Consider the following 16,210-nt stretch of genomic DNA (forward strand, 5'->3'; position numbering starts at 1 on the left):
GAAACCCACTAAACAGGAAATTTTTAGGAAGTGAAAGATCAAAAATACCAAGGTTTATATCGCGAAGAGTTTGAACACGACTCGTGTGGCGTAGGCTTTATTGCCAACATAAAGGGTCACAAGTCGCACCAGATCGTGAGCGATGCATTGACGATGTTGGAGCGCATGGCGCACCGCGGTGCATGCGGTTGCGAACCCAACACGGGCGATGGCGCTGGTATTTTGATTCAAGTGCCGCACGCTTTTTTCATCAGCGAGTGCAGCAAGCTCGGTTTCAAATTGCCGGCCTTCGGTAGTTATGGAGTGGGCTTAGTCTTTTTCCCACGAGACCCAAAAGTGCGCGAAGAATGCCGCGTTGCGTTAAATAGGCAAATCAAAAAAATGAAAATGGGTTTGGTCGGCTATCGAGTGTTGCCAACAAACAATGCTGAACTCGGTGAAAGTGCCTTGAATACCGAGCCCGTGATGGAGCAAGTCTTCATCAAACGATTGGATGCGGGCACTGATCCAGAGGATTTTGAACGCAAACTATTTGTTCTTCGCAAGTACGTCACGCATGTGATTACGGAATCGGTGAAAGGTGTGGAGGGGCAATTTTATTTTTCATCACTTTCGTATAAAACCATTTCGTACAAAGGGATGCTCACTTCAGGGCAATTGAAACCGTACTTTGCAGATTTAGAAAATGAAGAAGTGGTTTCAGCTTTAGCTGTTATCCACTCACGTTTTTCTACCAACACCTCCCCTTCGTGGCGTTTGGCGCAGCCGTTTCGTTACATCGCCCACAACGGTGAAATCAATACTGTACAAGGCAACATCAATTGGTTAAAATCAAAAGAAGTTTTTTTCTCTTCTCCGAATTTCTCGCGCGAAGAGTTGAACATGATTTTGCCCATTTGCAACCCCAAGCAATCGGATTCATCCAATCTCGACAATGTGATTGAATTGCTCGTGCACGCGGGCCGGCCATTGCCACATGTGATGATGATGTTGATACCCGAAGCGTGGGATGGCAACGACCAGATGACGCAGGAGAAAAAAGATTTTTACGAATACCACGCTAACTTGATGGAGCCATGGGATGGGCCTGCATCCATTACGTTTACGGATGGTAAAATTGTGGGTGCCACACTAGACCGCAACGGCCTGCGCCCCTCTCGTTTTGTAGTGACAGACGATGATTTGGTCATCATGGCTTCGGAAGTAGGTGTGCTTGACACTGATCCCGCCAAGGTGATTACAAAAGGCCGTTTGCAACCGGGCAAAATGTTTGTGGTGGATTTGGAGAAAGGCCGCATTGTGAGTGACGATGAGTTGAAGAAAGAGATTTGTACACGGCAACCGTATGGCAAATGGGTGAAAGAAAACAAAGTACGTTTATCTGACTTACCTGAGCCAGGTGGAAGCTTTCATAAATACGACCCTGTTACTTTTTTAAAGCGACAGATTTCATTTGGCTATACTTCGGAAGACTTGCGTGTGATCTTGATGCAGATGTGTGACACGGGCAAAGAAGCGTTGGGTTCGATGGGCAACGATACTCCGCTTGCAGTTTTGTCGAATCAGGCGCAGCATTTATCTAGTTATTTCAAGCAATTGTTTGCGCAAGTCACCAACCCGCCCATCGACCCAATACGCGAACGATTGGTGATGTCGCTGGCCTCGCATGTAGGTAGCTCGTTAAATTTATTGGAAGAATCGCCCGAGCATTGCATCACGCTTGAATTGCCGACACCAATTCTTTCTAACAATGAGCTGGAAAAAATCAGGTACATCGATCACCGACATTTACAAACCAAAACGATTTATACCTACTTTAAAGCAGATGGGCAACCCGGACAGTTGGAAAAAGGGTTGAACCGTGTGTGCCAATATGTGACAGACGCCATCGAAGATGGATTCACCATCATCATTCTATCGGATAGAAGTTTTGACAGTGGTCACGCACAAATTCCTTCGTTGCTGGCGGTAGCGGCTGTGCATCACGACTTGATTCGCAAAGGCATACGGGGTAAAGTGGGGTTGTTGGTAGAAGCTGGTGACGTATGGGAAACACATCATTTCGCTACCTTGTTAGGTTACGGTGCATCGGGCGTCAACCCTTACTTGGTGTACCAAACCATTCACGACATGAAGAAGCGAAATCTTTTGCGTGAAGATCTCACCGAAGAGAAAGCACTGTACAATTATAAAAAAGCTGTGGCCGGTGAGTTGCTGAAGATCATGAGCAAGATGGGGATTAGCACGTTGCAATCGTACCATGGTGCGCAGATATTTGAAGCACTCGGCATTCATGGCGATGTGGTCAATCAATATTTTACTGGCACAGTGTCGCGTATTGGAGGATTAACACTCGATGATATTGCCAAGGAAGCATTGGCAAAACACCAATTGGCATTTCCCAAGACCACCAATTTATCACCACGGTTGGAAGTGGGTGGCGTCTATCAATGGAAGCAACGGGGCGAAGCACATTTGTTCAATCCGCAAACCATCCATCTGCTGCAGCAATCCACCAAGACAAAAGATTACAACCTCTTCAAGAAATATTCCAGCCTCATCAACGAGCAAAGCGAGAAAGCCATTACGCTCCGCAGCTTGTTGAAATTCAAAAGTGCTAAACCAATTCCGCTCAGCGAAGTAGAATCCAAAGAAAAAATATTTAAACGATTTGCTACGGGCGCCATGTCGTTTGGCTCGATTTCGCACGAAGCGCACAGTACATTAGCCATTGCCATGAACCGCATTGGCGGAAAAAGTAATTGTGGCGAAGGTGGTGAAGATGAAGTTCGTTTTCATCGAAAAGAAAATGGCGACTGGGAAAACTCGGCCATCAAACAAGTAGCCTCCGGCCGATTTGGTGTAACGAGTTATTACCTTACCAACGCCAAGGAGTTGCAAATAAAAATGGCGCAAGGTGCCAAGCCAGGCGAAGGTGGACAATTACCCGGCCACAAAGTAGATGAGTGGATCGGTCGTGTGCGGCATTCTACTCCCGGTGTTGGATTGATTTCTCCACCTCCGCATCACGACATTTATTCGATTGAAGATCTGGCGCAACTGATTTTTGATTTGAAGAATGCCAACCGTGCCGCTCGCATTAGTGTAAAGCTGGTGAGTGAAGCGGGTGTTGGCACCATTGCATCGGGCTTAGCCAAAGCACATGCTGATGTGATTTTGATTGCCGGGCATGATGGAGGAACGGGCGCATCTCCTATCAGTTCCATTCGCCATGCAGGACTACCGTGGGAGTTGGGCTTGGCGGAAGCACATCAAACGCTAGTGAAAAATAAATTGCGCGGCCGCGTGGTCTTGCAAACTGACGGGCAAATTCGTACGGGCAGAGACTTGGCCATTGCTGCATTGCTTGGCGCGGAAGAATGGGGCGTAGCTACTGCAGCTCTCGTGACCACTGGTTGCATCATGATGCGTAAGTGTCATTTGAATACCTGCCCAGTGGGTGTGGCGACACAAAACAAAGAATTGCGTGCGCTATTCACTGGCAAGGCAGAATATGTGGTAAATCTTTTTGAATTTTTGGCGGAGGAGCTTCGCGAGGTAATGGCTGATCTGGGTTTCCGCACCGTTGATGAGATGGTAGGACAAGTGGATCGCCTGGAAATCAAAGAAGCAGATCAATGGAAGATGAATAACCTTAACTTGGACGCCATTTTGTACAGACATCATACAAGTTTGGACACAGCTTCATTTCACCAAGAAGAACAAGACCACGGCATTGAAAATGTGTTGGATAAAAAATTAATCAAAGCAGCAGAGTCTGCTTTGAAAGATGTTAATCCTGTAAAAGCAAGTTTCACCATTTCAAACCAAGACCGCGCGGTGGGCGCGATGCTCAGCAACGAAGTTTCAAAAATATATCTGGGGCCAGGGCTGCCAAAAGATACCATTAATTATCATTTTACAGGCACTGCAGGTCAAAGCTTTGGTGCCTTCACCACGGGCGGAATTACGTTTGAATTAGAGGGCGATGCGAATGATTATTTTGGAAAAGGCCTTTCGGGTGGAAAACTGATTTTGTACCCGCACAAAAAATCGACTTACAATCCTGCCAAAAATATTATTGTGGGCAATGTCGCCTTCTTTGGTGCTACTTCTGGTGAAAGCTACATCAATGGCATGGCGGGAGAGCGTTTTGCTGTACGCAACTCTGGAGTGAAAGTAGTGGTAGAGGGCGTGGGCGATCACGGCTGCGAATACATGACAGGCGGCACAGTTGTTATATTGGGCGAAACAGGGAGAAACTTTGCAGCCGGCATGAGCGGAGGGGTAGCGTATGTGTGGGACGTGAACAAAACATTTGCAAAAAATTGCAACATGGAAATGGTGCTGCTGGATGAAATGGATGGCGAAGATGAGTTGCTGTTGAAAAAGATGATTGATGCGCACCAACAGTTTACCAACAGTCAGGTAGCAGCTCACCTGATTAGTTATTGGGCGAGTGCCTTTAAGCATTTTGTGAAGGTAATGCCGATTGACTATAAAGCAGTTTTGGAAAAGAAAAAAATGAATCAATTGGTGGGTTGAGACTTACTTTCTTTTTAAGTTCAATTTATAACCTAAAGAAATACTTTGATATTCGTCCTGTTTTCCGCATTTGAGCCACCTAATTTAAAAGATCGATATTGAAAGCTTTTAGTAGTTGTTTGTGGTCCTCTGTTTTTACATGGAGAAGTTTGGCGGTTCTACCCGATTGAGGCAATTGTATTTCGATAGCGAAGACAGATTGCATCAGACGTATGGCCTTTTCGATGGATATTCCCACCTTTTTTTCAGCGAGTTGTCTTTCGAGTTCTTTATAGAGTTTGTAACTGCAAAAGGCAATTATAAGATGGGATTCAATCCTGTTCTTTAAGCGATGGTAGATAGGCCTTATTCGAAGGTCTGTCTTGGATATTCTAAAGGCCTTTTCAATATGCCATAGATTTTTGTAGTGATTGATGATTTCTTCCGGTGGCAATGCGGCATTGGTGACATATCCTTTTAACCCATCCCATTGCGTATCCTGATTAAATTTTCCGTAGTCGATTTGAACGGTGATTTGTCCCTCTAATTTGAGATACTTATTGTAGCCACGATTATTGATATGCTTTTTTGAAAGCTTGCCAAGTCGGATAGCTTGCTCTAAGCGATGTAAGCCTTTTACTCTATTACTTTTATCTTTAGTTGCACGCGTTGATGAGTGACTGACTATTAGTTTTAATCCATCGGGTCTTATCAAGGTGTGAATTTGATCATTTAACTTCAAGGCCAAAATTTGACTTTGCAGAACCTTCGATTCATTTTTTATTCGACCACCCAAAATGAATTGATACTTTAACCGAATCAAATCATTAATATTTTCTGAAGATAGTAGCCCTGCATCCGCTACAACAATCGCCTGGGCCATGCCGTACTTTTTAGTAAAAGCCTCTACCACAGGAAGCATCGTTTTGCCTTCAAACTTATTCCCTTCAAACATTTCAAAAGACAAGGGATACCCTTGTGTGCTCACCAACAGCCCTAGTAAAATCTGAGGATGTTGAGCCTTGCCATCTTTTGAAAAGCCTGTCTTGCGTAAATCGTCCTCGTCCTCAGCTTCAAAATACAAGGTGGTTACATCATAAAATAAGAGCTGGATCTGGCCCTTGAATAATTTTTGAGTGTGCTGGTAGCTCACCTCTTGTAATATGGATTTGTGCTTCGAATGGATTTTATCCAAATACCTGTACACCGAATCCATATCAAAAAAAATACTGTGGTGTTCCTGTAAGTAATTGATGGTTTTAAGCTTGCTCCCGGGATGGCTTATTCTGCTTAGCACAAGATGTCTAAATAAATCATCGGTAACCACATCAAAGCCAATCTCCCTGAATAGTTTACCTAAGATTAATTCATATCCAGCTACTTCTATTTTCCGAATGTTATTGCTGAAGGCATCAATAAATTTTTTATCCTCATCAAATTGCAAGTCAAGACTTTGTTGACGCACAAGCTTCTCTAGTTCCAAATGCGCTTGCCGTTCAAGAATTCTTATCTCCTCTGCCGAAGAGCCACTGCCAATGGACTTAACGTGAATTTGCCGTTGACCTTCCTTCCTGAATATATGAAGGCTCGTTGTACCTGATCGATTGACTTTCTTCCTTATAAACACCCTTCAAGATAACCTTGAGCCACCTAATTCAACCAAAAAATACCCCTAATTTTATCAAATTCAACGCTTTTTTGGCTCAAGTTAAAAAAGTGCGGAAAACAGGAGACTTACTTTCTTTTTAAGTTCAATTTATAACCTAAAGAAATACTTTGATATTCGTAACTTACTTTCAACGGGTAGCTATTGCCCCACAGACTTAAATCCTTAATCGCTGAGTTATTAAGTAATTGGTCTACTCTGTAAATTAAAATGAAATTCCACAACTTTACCCGAAATCCATAGTTGTAAAAATAATTTGTTGCTCTGATTGAATTATTAATTGCTGAATTAACATCGTCAACCCCTGAGCTGTTCAAAGGTTGTTTCTGATAAATAACTTGGTTAGAAGTTGATTGAAATTGAAAACTAACACCAGCAAGTAAACCTGCTTCAAATTCTACGGATTTGTTTAGTAATCGCAAGCCGCGCTTAAAAAGTGTATAGCCCAAGTCTATTGGAATTTCAAGGTTATAGCTTTGCTTTAACTCTGAATAATTTGATGCAGAAGTTTTCCCCGTGATGCTATTAAAAACAAAAAGTTGAAGACCAGAAGGCTTTCCTCCTCTATAATTAAGTTCGCTTCTAATCATTACGGGAAACCTTGACTTTAATTGGTACTCAAAAAATAGTCCCACCCCTTGGGGTGGGTACTCAAGCAATTGCGCGTTACTATTAGTAATTACCACCATTGAATCTACTTGTCCACCTCCGCCACCGCTTCGTCCAAAATTCTGGATTTGGACACCGAAGCTAATTTGAGCTCTTAATGTCAGACTAGTTAAAAGATATACGAGCAAGACGAATAGGATATTTTTTTTACAAATCATCTGTGAATATAAAAATAAGCAAGTTGATTTACCCCATACCTAGTTCCTTGACCGATTACATTGTCACAATATTTGACGTAGTCTTGAGCTAAAACTCGGTCTCTGCTAGAAATAGTTCTGGAAACAGTATAGCTCAGGCTTGTCCCGCTAACGCCCTGTGCTGTATATGTATAACTATTTGATGTTGTTTGACCATTTCCTAATGCCCACAAGGTATAAAGCATCTGCTCGCCATCATTTGTCCGATCCCAAGAAACTGTTGGAACTGCTGGGTTAAATTGTGTTGTCCAGCACCACCAAAAAAAGTCACATGATGAAGAGGTATGACGGCTAACCCAAAAATAGACCGAGAAGTTTTTAACTGAAGACCCATTGACTCCCCCATAATCAATATCCATTTTAAAGTCTTTTGCACTGCCTGTCCAATCCGCAACTGAGCTTAGAACATCAAAATTTTGGTAAGACATATCTCCAATCACATCTTTTCCGTCAGTAGGTTGACCAGCGCGATAACAAGTCGGTGTACTATTGCCACCACCACCACCACCTCCTCCTCCTCCACCGCCACCGCCACATGTTGCATCTATCAGGTTAAAGAAATTACTGACCTCTTTTTTCAAATAATAGCTACCGTGCGCTGTGGAGTTAATAGCTGTTGGGTTTGCTGACCTTAAATACTGAACACATCTCATATTACTAGTCCCCTTGCTTTTTACAATTTTTTCAAAAGATGGGTTGTCACGATTGTTGTAGAATTCAGTACGGACGTTTTCGCTAATTACCACAACGTGTTCTTTAGGGTCTCTAACGGTAGTTAATTTAGTGAAATTTCCTTTTGAGTCATACGCGCCAACTAAGGTATCTTTACCAGGCTTATGTTTTTCGGGAACAATGATAACCAAAGGCAGATGGCTCTGTGTATCCCATGTTTCAGGCATGACTGTTCGCAGTTCGGGTAAAACGATTTGCATCAGCGGATGAAACCTTAAAACGGAGTCAATGAATTGCGCATCTTTATTTGGGTCTAAAAGTGTGCGATAAGAATCTGCGAACAAAAAATTGTAATCTTCATCAAATTTCTTTAAGCATTCTTTTTTGATGTAATCTCGCACTTTTATGTCATTCATTTTCACAGCCAGAATTTTAGCCATTTTTACTGAAAGCATATCTTTGACGGTGCTTGGCTGCAAATAGCTTTCATCAAACGGCTTTATTTCAATGTCATTTTTACATTGATTGAATATTGAAATGAAGAAAACTAAAATAAACGACCTCAGGTAACTTCTAAAGCTGTAGTTGTGAGTAAATTTCTTTTTCATTTAGTTTGGGTTTAGAGGTTTAGTATGAATTAAAAAAGCATTACTTTTAATCTAAATATTTTTGCTAGTACATCTTTAGTTAAATGTATTTTGATAAAATGCTAATCACATTAGAATCGGATATAAGATTATTCTAAAAAGTAATAATTTTATACGTCAAAAAATTTACATTCAGAAATTTTATAATTATGCAGATAGGTACGCGTTTGAGACAACTGAGGGAAAGTAAGGGATATTCGCAGCAAAATGTAGCTGATTACTTAGAAATGGAACAACCCAACTATCAAAAGCTTGAAAGCGATAAAGCTCAACCAAAACTTGATCTGCTAGAAAAATTAGCTGACTTTTACAAAGTGTCGCTGGTGGATTTGATTTCTTCTGAAAAGAATTCCGTCCATATTCAAAACAACAACCACAACCATAACGGTGTAGTAATGGGTGATGCTGAATTATTTCAACTTTGCATCAAATCAAAAGAAGAAATTATCAAAGCCAAGGACGACATGATTTCACATCTACAAAAGGAACTTGAATCGCTAAGGAAAAAACATTAGTAAAATTAACTGCTCCTTACTGCCTACTTTTATCAAAATGAGTAAACCAACAGGATTTTTAGAAGTACCACGCGAGCTTCCGCAAAAACGTGACCCAAAAAAACGCATCAACGACTACAATGAAGTAGAAGGCGATGTCAACGTTGACATTACGGTGAAGCAAGCCACGCGCTGCATGGACTGTGGTGTTCCATTTTGCCACAACGGCTGTCCGCTGGGCAACATCATTCCTGAGTTTAACGATGCCGTGTACCAAGGCAATTGGAAGCTGGCGTATGAGATTCTGATTTCTACCAACAATTTCCCGGAATTCACTGGAAGAATTTGTCCCGCACCGTGCGAGGCATCGTGCGTATTGGGCATCAACAAACCCCCCGTTGCCATTGAGTACATCGAGAAAACGATTATCGAAAAAGCCTTTCAAGAGGGGTATGCAAAGCCACGGATCCCTTCTTTACGAACCAATAAAAAAGTTGCCATCATTGGTTCGGGTCCATCGGGCATAGCCGCAGCAGCACAATTGAACTATGCTGGGCATTCCGTTACGGTATTTGAACGAGCCGATGAAGTGGGCGGATTGTTGCGCTATGGTATTCCGGATTTTAAGTTGGACAAGCTAGTTGTGGAACGCAGGGTTAACTTGATGATTGAAGAAGGGGTGGAGTTTCAAACCAACACTTCAGTAGGTGAAGATATTTCAGTCAAGCAATTGGAAGAAGACTACGATGCAATTTTATTATGTACGGGTTCTACCATTCCGCGCGACTTGCCCATCCCCGGAAGGGAATTGAAAGGTGTGCATTTTGCCATGGATTTTTTGACCCAACAAAACAAACGCGTGAGCGGAAAGAAAAACACTAGCGAGGAGATTTGGGCTACTGGCAAAAATGTGGTGGTGATTGGTGGTGGCGATACAGGTTCGGATTGTGTAGGTACCTCGAATCGACATGGAGCAAAAAGTGTTACGCAAATTGAAATTTTGCCAAGGCCACCAAAAGAACGAACCGACTCGATGCCGTGGCCCAATTGGCCGATGATCCTTCGCACTTCTACTTCCCACGAAGAAGGTTGTGAGCGGCAGTGGAGCATTGTTACCAAAGAATTTTTGGGCGATGCACAAGGTAACGTAACGGGCATTAAAATTTCTGAAGTAGAGGTGAAGAGCGAACCTGGTAAAGCCCCTTCGTTTGTTGAGATAGAAGGAACCGAGAAAATTATTCCGTGTGAGTTGGCATTGTTTGCGATGGGTTTTTTGCATACGCAAAACGCATTGCCGAAACAACTAGGAATTGAGCAAGACGAGCGCGGCAACATCAAATGCACACGCTATCAAACTTCCAAAGAAAATATTTTTGCTGCTGGCGATGCACGCAGAGGCCAGAGCTTGGTGGTGTGGGCCATTAGTGAAGGCAGAGAAGCGGCCAGGGTAGTGGATCAATATCTAATGAATGAGACATTTTTAGAATCGAAAGACAGTGGAAATCTTTATCTACTAGGATAGAATCATTTCTGCAATCAGAATGATAAGGTTTTGATCCACTGGCTTGTGAGCATGGCTAAGGTGGGAATGAGATTTTGCTTCCCGGCTTTAAAAGCATGATCAGCTCCTTCTATTTTGCACAACGTTGCTTGAGACAGGTTGTTGATCACATTTTTTGTTAAACTCCATTCTGCGAGTTCATCGCGAGTACCCTGAATAAACAACGTAGGTATTTTTATGTCTTTCAAATGTTCCGCACGATCAACAGAAGGTTTGCCCGGTGGGTGCAATGGAAATCCATAGAAGATTATTCCTTTGATGAAATCTTGTTTCGCCTTCGAAAGATATTGAGAGGACATTCTGCCACCAAACGATTTTCCTGAAGCAAAAAGTGGAACACCTGGAAGGAACTCACTTCCTTTGTTGATGGCCGCTTCAATTGTTTTGTGTGCGATGGCAGGCATATCGGGTCTTCCTTTTTTATTTTCACTAAATGGAAAGTTGAAGCGGAGAGTTGATATGCCATGGTGTGCCAATTCTTTTGCGAGTGTGCTCATGAACGAATGGTTCATCCCTGCGCCAGCACCATGGGCAAGTGTTAACAGCGCGGCACTTGAATCTGCTTCAATGAATTCAGCCGACACGCTACCAAGAGTGTCAGAAACAAAAATTTTTAGAGGAGTAATTTTCACTTAAGAAAGGTAGCAATTACAACTTACTCATTCTTCAACACTTCCGTTGGATTAGCCTTCGCCACTTTTAATGTTTGCGAGCCAATCATAATTAGTGCCAATACTAAAATCACCAAAACACCCAGTACCATTTCAATAACATTCAAAGGTGCGTGATTTGCTGTATTCGGAAAAACAACCTGCTTGAAGAATAAAATAATAAGAGGCAATCCGATGATTGCTGCAATGAGCAATAACCATATAAAGCCTTTTCCAAGTAGGTAAATCAATGACGCCTCACTCGCACCCATTACTTTACGGATACTGATTTCTTTTAGTCTGATTTCAGTAGTGAATACCACCATACCTAAAAGGCCAAGCGATGCGATGCAGATAGCGAGGAAAGCAAGAAAGCCTGCTAATTTTATAGTTGCCTTTAAGCCAGCGAACGCCTCTTCTATTTGTTGGTTGTAAAAATTAGCTTCAAAAGGATGGATTGAATCAACTTTCGTCCAAATAGCCTCAATCTTGGAGTATGTAGCTAACAAATCACTCGAAGTTAGTTTTACGTTCATTACTCTGGAGGAGGCAGGAGCATAGCGAAAGACAATTTCTTTTGATGTTTGATTGTTTGCCCTGCCATATTGAAAATCTTTCATTACACCAACAATGGTCAGGTCTTTGTCATCTATACGAATAACATCACCCAATGCTTTGGTAGGATCTTGACCCGCGATATTAAACCGTTTCAATACCTGCAGGTTCACGATTACTTCTGTTTCTTTTGCACTGTCTGATTTTGCTACAAAATTTCTGCCAGATATAAGCTTATGTCCGTGCAGCGGCATATAGTTTTCATCGATCGAATTGAAACCTACGCCCGAAGAATCATTTGGACTGCCATGATACTTCATGTTTGTTCCGTAATAGTTCCCTACGCTTGTCACCATCAGCGACTGCGAAACATCATTTACCTCAGGTAACTCGTTCAGTTCTTTACGAAGAATAGCTGCGCTGTTGCCTTGCAATTCAATGTTAAGTATGTTTTCAGTGTTGAATCCAAGATTAAATGATACGTAGTGGTGATATTGACGATACACCCCGATGCTTGCACAAACTAGAATAATCGAAATACTGTATTGAATGACGATTAGAATTTTACGTCCTGTTATTTTATTAAGACCTTGAAAAGAGGATGTGTTTTTCAAAACTTTCAGTGCTTGTACATTGGCGAAGAATAGGGAAGGAAAAATACCTGCGGCTAGGCCAACTACAATGGCAAACAAAACGAAATAAACAATCACCATAGGCGAAAGTTGCAGGGTAAACATTTTCTGAATTTCAGGTTCAATACTCAAAAAATGTGGACGTAAGATAAAAAAACCGAGCATTGCCAAAGCCAACGCGCACAACGAAATGATTAATGCCTCTACTACAAACTGCGTTATTACATGCCCACGCTTCGCACCAATTACTTTACGGATGCCTACCTCTTTTGTGCGTTTAAGCGAACGCGCCACAGACAGGTTGGTGTAGTTAAAACATGCCGATAGGATAACCACAAAAGAGAGCCCTCCGAAAACCCACAGGAGGGTACTTCCAAGTACGGGTCCCATTTGATTGCCCATATTATCACTGACCATGATATTATCCATTCGCTGAAGCGACAGCTCAATGTGTGTATTCTTTACAGTACGATCTTCTGTTTCACTTAGCTTATCCAAATTTGTTTTGAAGTTTGTCAAGTCTGCATCCGTTGGAAGTAAAACGTAAACCCAGGTATTCCAAATATGATCCCAAGTCATTTCGTCTTTTGAATCCTTTTCTGTCACTTCTCTCGTGCTCAAGGAACACAGCATATCAAACTTGATATGTGAGAACGCAGGAATATTTTTCAATACGCCCGTAATGGTGTACTCACGACCGTTGTTGTAGGTAATTATTTTTCCAAGCGCATCCTCTTGTCCAAATAGTTTTTTAGCTGTCTCTTCTGTTACCACCACAGAGAACGGATCTTTCAACGCAGTGACTACATTTCCCTCTAATAGCTCAAAAGAAAAAACTTTAAACAATTCGGGGTTAGACCAATAGCCATTCAGCGGAATTATTTTTTCACCAAATTTTATATCGCCATTAAAATCTCTTCGCAGGATGGCAACCTCTTGAGGCGCGGTGAACGTTGCGCTAATCGCCTTTCCAGCTTTCAAAGAGGTAGTAGCCATAAAATTGCTCCCTTTGTCACCCAAGTATTCGTAGCGGCTAATCACTCGATAAATGTTATTGTAGTTTTTGTGAAACTTATCGTACGATTTTATATCCGAAAGAATCCCTATAAGAACCAACCCCACCGACATGCTCACGGCCAGCCCAACAATATTGATGAATGAAAAAAGTTTATTGCGCACCATGTTTCGCCCTGAGGTTTTGATATAGCTGCCTATCATAATAAAGTTGATGAAGGAATTTAAGAATTCCGGTTTCTTAATCGTATAAAGCCTAAAAAATTTTAAGACATCAAGGACATAAATAAGTTTTGCCTTTTTGGTACCTTTTGATTTTACATTTCGTTCAAAGTATTCATTTAAATCGCCTTGCAGGTCTTCCAGCAACTCTGGCTTGCAATACCAAGCCAAGAGCCGAGTAGCCCAACGTGGTGGCGATGTATCTTTATTGCTGCTCATTGATTCTTCTGAATAGTAGGCTGTATCCGGTTGACAGTCGGCAGTGAGGTAGCCCTGCCTATTGGAGGGTGCCTATTGCCTACTTGAAATAAAAGTTGTTTGGATTTTTTGCCGGGTCTCATCTCAAATTCTTTTCAACGAAAGCTCCGGAATAATGCTCCAATATTGGTCACGCAGCTCCTTTGATTTAAGAAGTGCAGACTTACCCGCATTGGTCACACTGTAGTACCTCTTTCTTTTTCCTCCTCGCGTATTGGTAGCTTCACCCAAGCGACTTTTTGCTAACCCTTTTTCCTCCAATCGATTGAGCACAGAGTGCACTACACCTAATTTTACAGCCCTCTTTGTTTTCTTTTCTAAGTCATCGCAAATCGCTACGCTGTAAGCATCATTCACCATAGCCGCAACGGTTAGTAGGACGAGTTCTTCAAATTCTCCTAAGTTCGTTCCTTTCATATTTGATCATTAATTACGTAAATGTATGTATTATCGTTACGATATTATCTTATTTTGGATGTAATAAATTGTCACAGCGTTCGAATCGCTAATACAAAAAAGAGGAAATTAATAAGTTGAGATATGAATTACTTGCTGCCCTTTGCGAAAAGCTTGGCCGCGCTGCTCAATGAAATTGGCTTGTGTAGATAAGTCCAATAACTTGTTTATGTATTCCTCCATGGCAGCTTGGGGCACGGTGATGGGCGCCCCATAGGTAACAGCTTCATCGATATAAGAGTATAACAGTTTCGGATATTCCTGTAGAAACAATGGATTATTGATAAACAGATCTACCCCTTCCACACGATTGGCCGTTATGGACATAACACCTATGACGGAAGCATCGTTGTCAAATAAACGCAGGAAAAAATCAACATACTCTTGCTCAGCCCTGCGAAAGGTACGATTATTGGCATGATCGGTATACGCATCGCTGCCACTGTTCACGCCATCGCGTTTGTTGCTTTTCGAAACTTCGTCCCAAACGTCTTGCTGACCTTTTTTGTGATCGATAATATCGCGCAAATGCTCATTGGCCATTCCATAATATTCTGAAAACTTCTGGTCGTTGTTTTCCCCTTTGTATTTCCATCGTCCTTTCTCTACGCAGAAAACAGGAATCTTCACGCGGCCTTCCCCAGGAGGAATGAGCATATCGCGCGCTACCACGCGATCTTGTTTCCCTCCCTGTAGAATTTCCCCTGACATAATAAAAAGTGTATCGGTGCTGAGGTTTCGCCCAATCAGTGTATTGACCGAGCCACCCGTACCGGATTCGCTGATAGCGATTTTATCATTCAGCATGGCTTGGTGAAGTGACAAATAATACCCCATGCTCCCTACGGCATCTCTAAAGTTGTCTTTCATGCGGATAGGAATCAATCTCAAATTTTTAAATGTGTATTTTTCGGGCGATGAAAAATCGGCCATCACCAGCCCAGAATAAAATGGAAAGAAATCGCCTGTGGGTTGCACACGGTTGCTAGCCGAAACTTCCACACCTATCTTAGCAGACGGTACGCGCAAACTGCGAATCAGGTAATCATAAAATCGATCTTCTGAACTGGCCTTCGAAAAACTCTTCAAATCCAAAATTACCTCCGCTTCTCGTGTGGCAGCACTCCACACATCGCTTAAAAATAATGCCGTAACCTCTCCTTTTTCGTCACTTATGTAACTGGAGGGAGCCGTGCGGGCAGGTGACGATTGTAACAGAACAGGAATTTTAGAAAGTGCGTTGGAGCGACTCGTAATCGTAAAAACCATACGCCCACTATTGTTGCTGGTCAATCGTACAACATTGGTTGTTGCTTTTATATTGATCAAGTCCAGCAACTGCTGTAGTCTGGCATAACTTTCAATGGCCAAAAAAAACGGTTTACCTTGGTAGATAACTTCAATGTTATCACCCCAATAATCTTTCAGCGTTAGCAATGTTCGAAAATAGAAATCGATGGCAGTGGCAAACGACTGATCTTGTTCAGCTTTTGCAGCTTTTTCGAAAAACTGTAAGGCCATAATTTTGGTATCTGCCAAACTCTTTTGCTTTTGAGAATTGAAAGTAGCCTTTGAAAGACGATAATAAACCCAATAACTTGCGGCATCTTCATACGCAGCCACCCGTTCGAAGTCCTGAATTTCGGCCGCTGCTGTGGTTTTTACTTTTGATTCATATTCTTCCTTAAACTGATAGTTCTTATCAATCTGGCTGAGAATAGAGGTGCTGCTGATGTTGATCTTTATTTCACTGACCAAATCCTGCAAAGCATTTTTCTTAGCAATGCCGGCATAATCGCTGAGCTTTTTGCTGGCCGTGCCGATGCCAACGTAGAAAGCGGGGTCGTTGGGCTTTTGGTTGACCCAATCGGGTTGCACTTGTGCAATGCCTTGCGAGGACATCAGAAAAACGATTATCAGAAGTTGGTATTTCATGGCTGTTTATTTGATTTATAATTTATACGAAAAAACGGTTTTGCCGATCATAGGTGGG

Annotated in this window: 10 protein-coding genes; 3 read left to right on the forward strand and 7 right to left on the reverse strand. The window is 42.2% G+C overall.

Annotation, left to right across the window (positions count from 1 at the left end):
• Positions 1 to 30 precede the first annotated feature (30 nt).
• Positions 31 to 4,545 (forward strand): glutamate synthase large subunit, encoded by a 4,515-nt coding sequence (gltB, locus tag KA713_15015; protein ID UXE65766.1) that lies wholly within the window; start codon positions 31 to 33, stop codon positions 4,543 to 4,545.
• A 79-nt stretch (positions 4,546 to 4,624) separates the two neighbouring features.
• Here gltB and KA713_15020 read toward each other — a convergent pair whose 3' ends face one another.
• The 3 genes from KA713_15020 to KA713_15030 form a co-directional block, all read right to left on the reverse strand.
• A complete protein-coding gene (locus KA713_15020; protein UXE65767.1) occupies positions 4,625 to 6,151 on the reverse strand; it encodes an IS1634 family transposase in 1,527 nt (508 codons plus the stop codon).
• A gap of 107 nt (positions 6,152 to 6,258) precedes the next feature.
• On the reverse strand, positions 6,259 to 7,017 hold the full coding sequence (locus tag KA713_15025; protein UXE65768.1) for a hypothetical protein: 759 nt from the start codon (positions 7,015 to 7,017) through the stop codon (positions 6,259 to 6,261).
• Positions 7,014 to 8,336 carry a hypothetical protein gene (locus tag KA713_15030; protein UXE65769.1) on the reverse strand — a complete coding sequence of 441 codons (1,323 nt, stop codon included), beginning with the start codon at positions 8,334 to 8,336 and terminating at the stop codon, positions 7,014 to 7,016. The genes KA713_15025 and KA713_15030 overlap by 4 nt, the downstream gene beginning before the upstream one ends.
• 188 nt (positions 8,337 to 8,524) lie before the next feature.
• Between KA713_15030 and KA713_15035 the strand changes: the two genes are divergently transcribed.
• Both KA713_15035 and KA713_15040 read left to right on the forward strand, forming a co-directional pair.
• Positions 8,525 to 8,890, forward strand: a complete 366-nt coding sequence (locus tag KA713_15035; GenBank protein UXE65770.1) for a helix-turn-helix transcriptional regulator — start codon at positions 8,525 to 8,527, stop codon at positions 8,888 to 8,890.
• 37 nt (positions 8,891 to 8,927) lie between these two features.
• On the forward strand, positions 8,928 to 10,391 hold the full coding sequence (locus tag KA713_15040) for a glutamate synthase subunit beta (protein UXE65771.1): 1,464 nt from the start codon (positions 8,928 to 8,930) through the stop codon (positions 10,389 to 10,391).
• Between the two features lie 14 nt (positions 10,392 to 10,405).
• Here KA713_15040 and KA713_15045 read toward each other — a convergent pair whose 3' ends face one another.
• The 4 genes from KA713_15045 to KA713_15060 all read right to left on the reverse strand — a co-directional run bounded on the left by KA713_15045 (position 10,406) and on the right by KA713_15060 (position 16,152).
• Positions 10,406 to 11,062 carry a dienelactone hydrolase family protein gene (locus tag KA713_15045; GenBank protein UXE65772.1) on the reverse strand — a complete coding sequence of 219 codons (657 nt, stop codon included), beginning with the start codon at positions 11,060 to 11,062 and terminating at the stop codon, positions 10,406 to 10,408.
• Between the two features lie 23 nt (positions 11,063 to 11,085).
• Complete coding sequence (locus tag KA713_15050) at positions 11,086 to 13,485, reverse strand: ABC transporter permease (protein ID UXE69150.1); 2,400 nt, start codon at positions 13,483 to 13,485, stop codon at positions 11,086 to 11,088.
• 360 nt (positions 13,486 to 13,845) lie between these two features.
• Entirely contained in the window at positions 13,846 to 14,178 is a 333-nt protein-coding gene (locus KA713_15055) for a PadR family transcriptional regulator (protein UXE65773.1), read from the reverse strand.
• Positions 14,179 to 14,286: 108 nt separating this feature from the next.
• The gene (locus KA713_15060; protein UXE65774.1) at positions 14,287 to 16,152 is read right to left on the reverse strand and encodes an LPP20 family lipoprotein; all 1,866 of its coding nucleotides are present in this window, start codon (positions 16,150 to 16,152) and stop codon (positions 14,287 to 14,289) included.
• Positions 16,153 to 16,210 lie beyond the last annotated feature (58 nt).

This window comes from Chryseotalea sp. WA131a (genome assembly GCA_025370075.1).
GTDB lineage: Bacteria > Bacteroidota > Bacteroidia > Cytophagales > Cyclobacteriaceae > ELB16-189.

What these genes read in the sequence shown, in the direction of transcription:
- KA713_15025 (UXE65768.1), bottom strand. Translation starts at nt 7,017, where the DNA reads ATGATTTGTAAAAAAAATATCCTATTCGTCTTGCTCGTATATCTTTTA.
- KA713_15030 (UXE65769.1), bottom strand. Translation starts at nt 8,336, where the DNA reads ATGAAAAAGAAATTTACTCACAACTACAGCTTTAGAAGTTACCTGAGG.
- KA713_15035 (UXE65770.1), top strand. Translation starts at nt 8,525, where the DNA reads ATGCAGATAGGTACGCGTTTGAGACAACTGAGGGAAAGTAAGGGATAT.
- KA713_15040 (UXE65771.1), top strand. Translation starts at nt 8,928, where the DNA reads ATGAGTAAACCAACAGGATTTTTAGAAGTACCACGCGAGCTTCCGCAA.
- KA713_15050 (UXE69150.1), bottom strand. Translation starts at nt 13,485, where the DNA reads ATGATAGGCAGCTATATCAAAACCTCAGGGCGAAACATGGTGCGCAAT.
- KA713_15055 (UXE65773.1), bottom strand. Translation starts at nt 14,178, where the DNA reads ATGAAAGGAACGAACTTAGGAGAATTTGAAGAACTCGTCCTACTAACC.
- KA713_15060 (UXE65774.1), bottom strand. Translation starts at nt 16,152, where the DNA reads ATGAAATACCAACTTCTGATAATCGTTTTTCTGATGTCCTCGCAAGGC.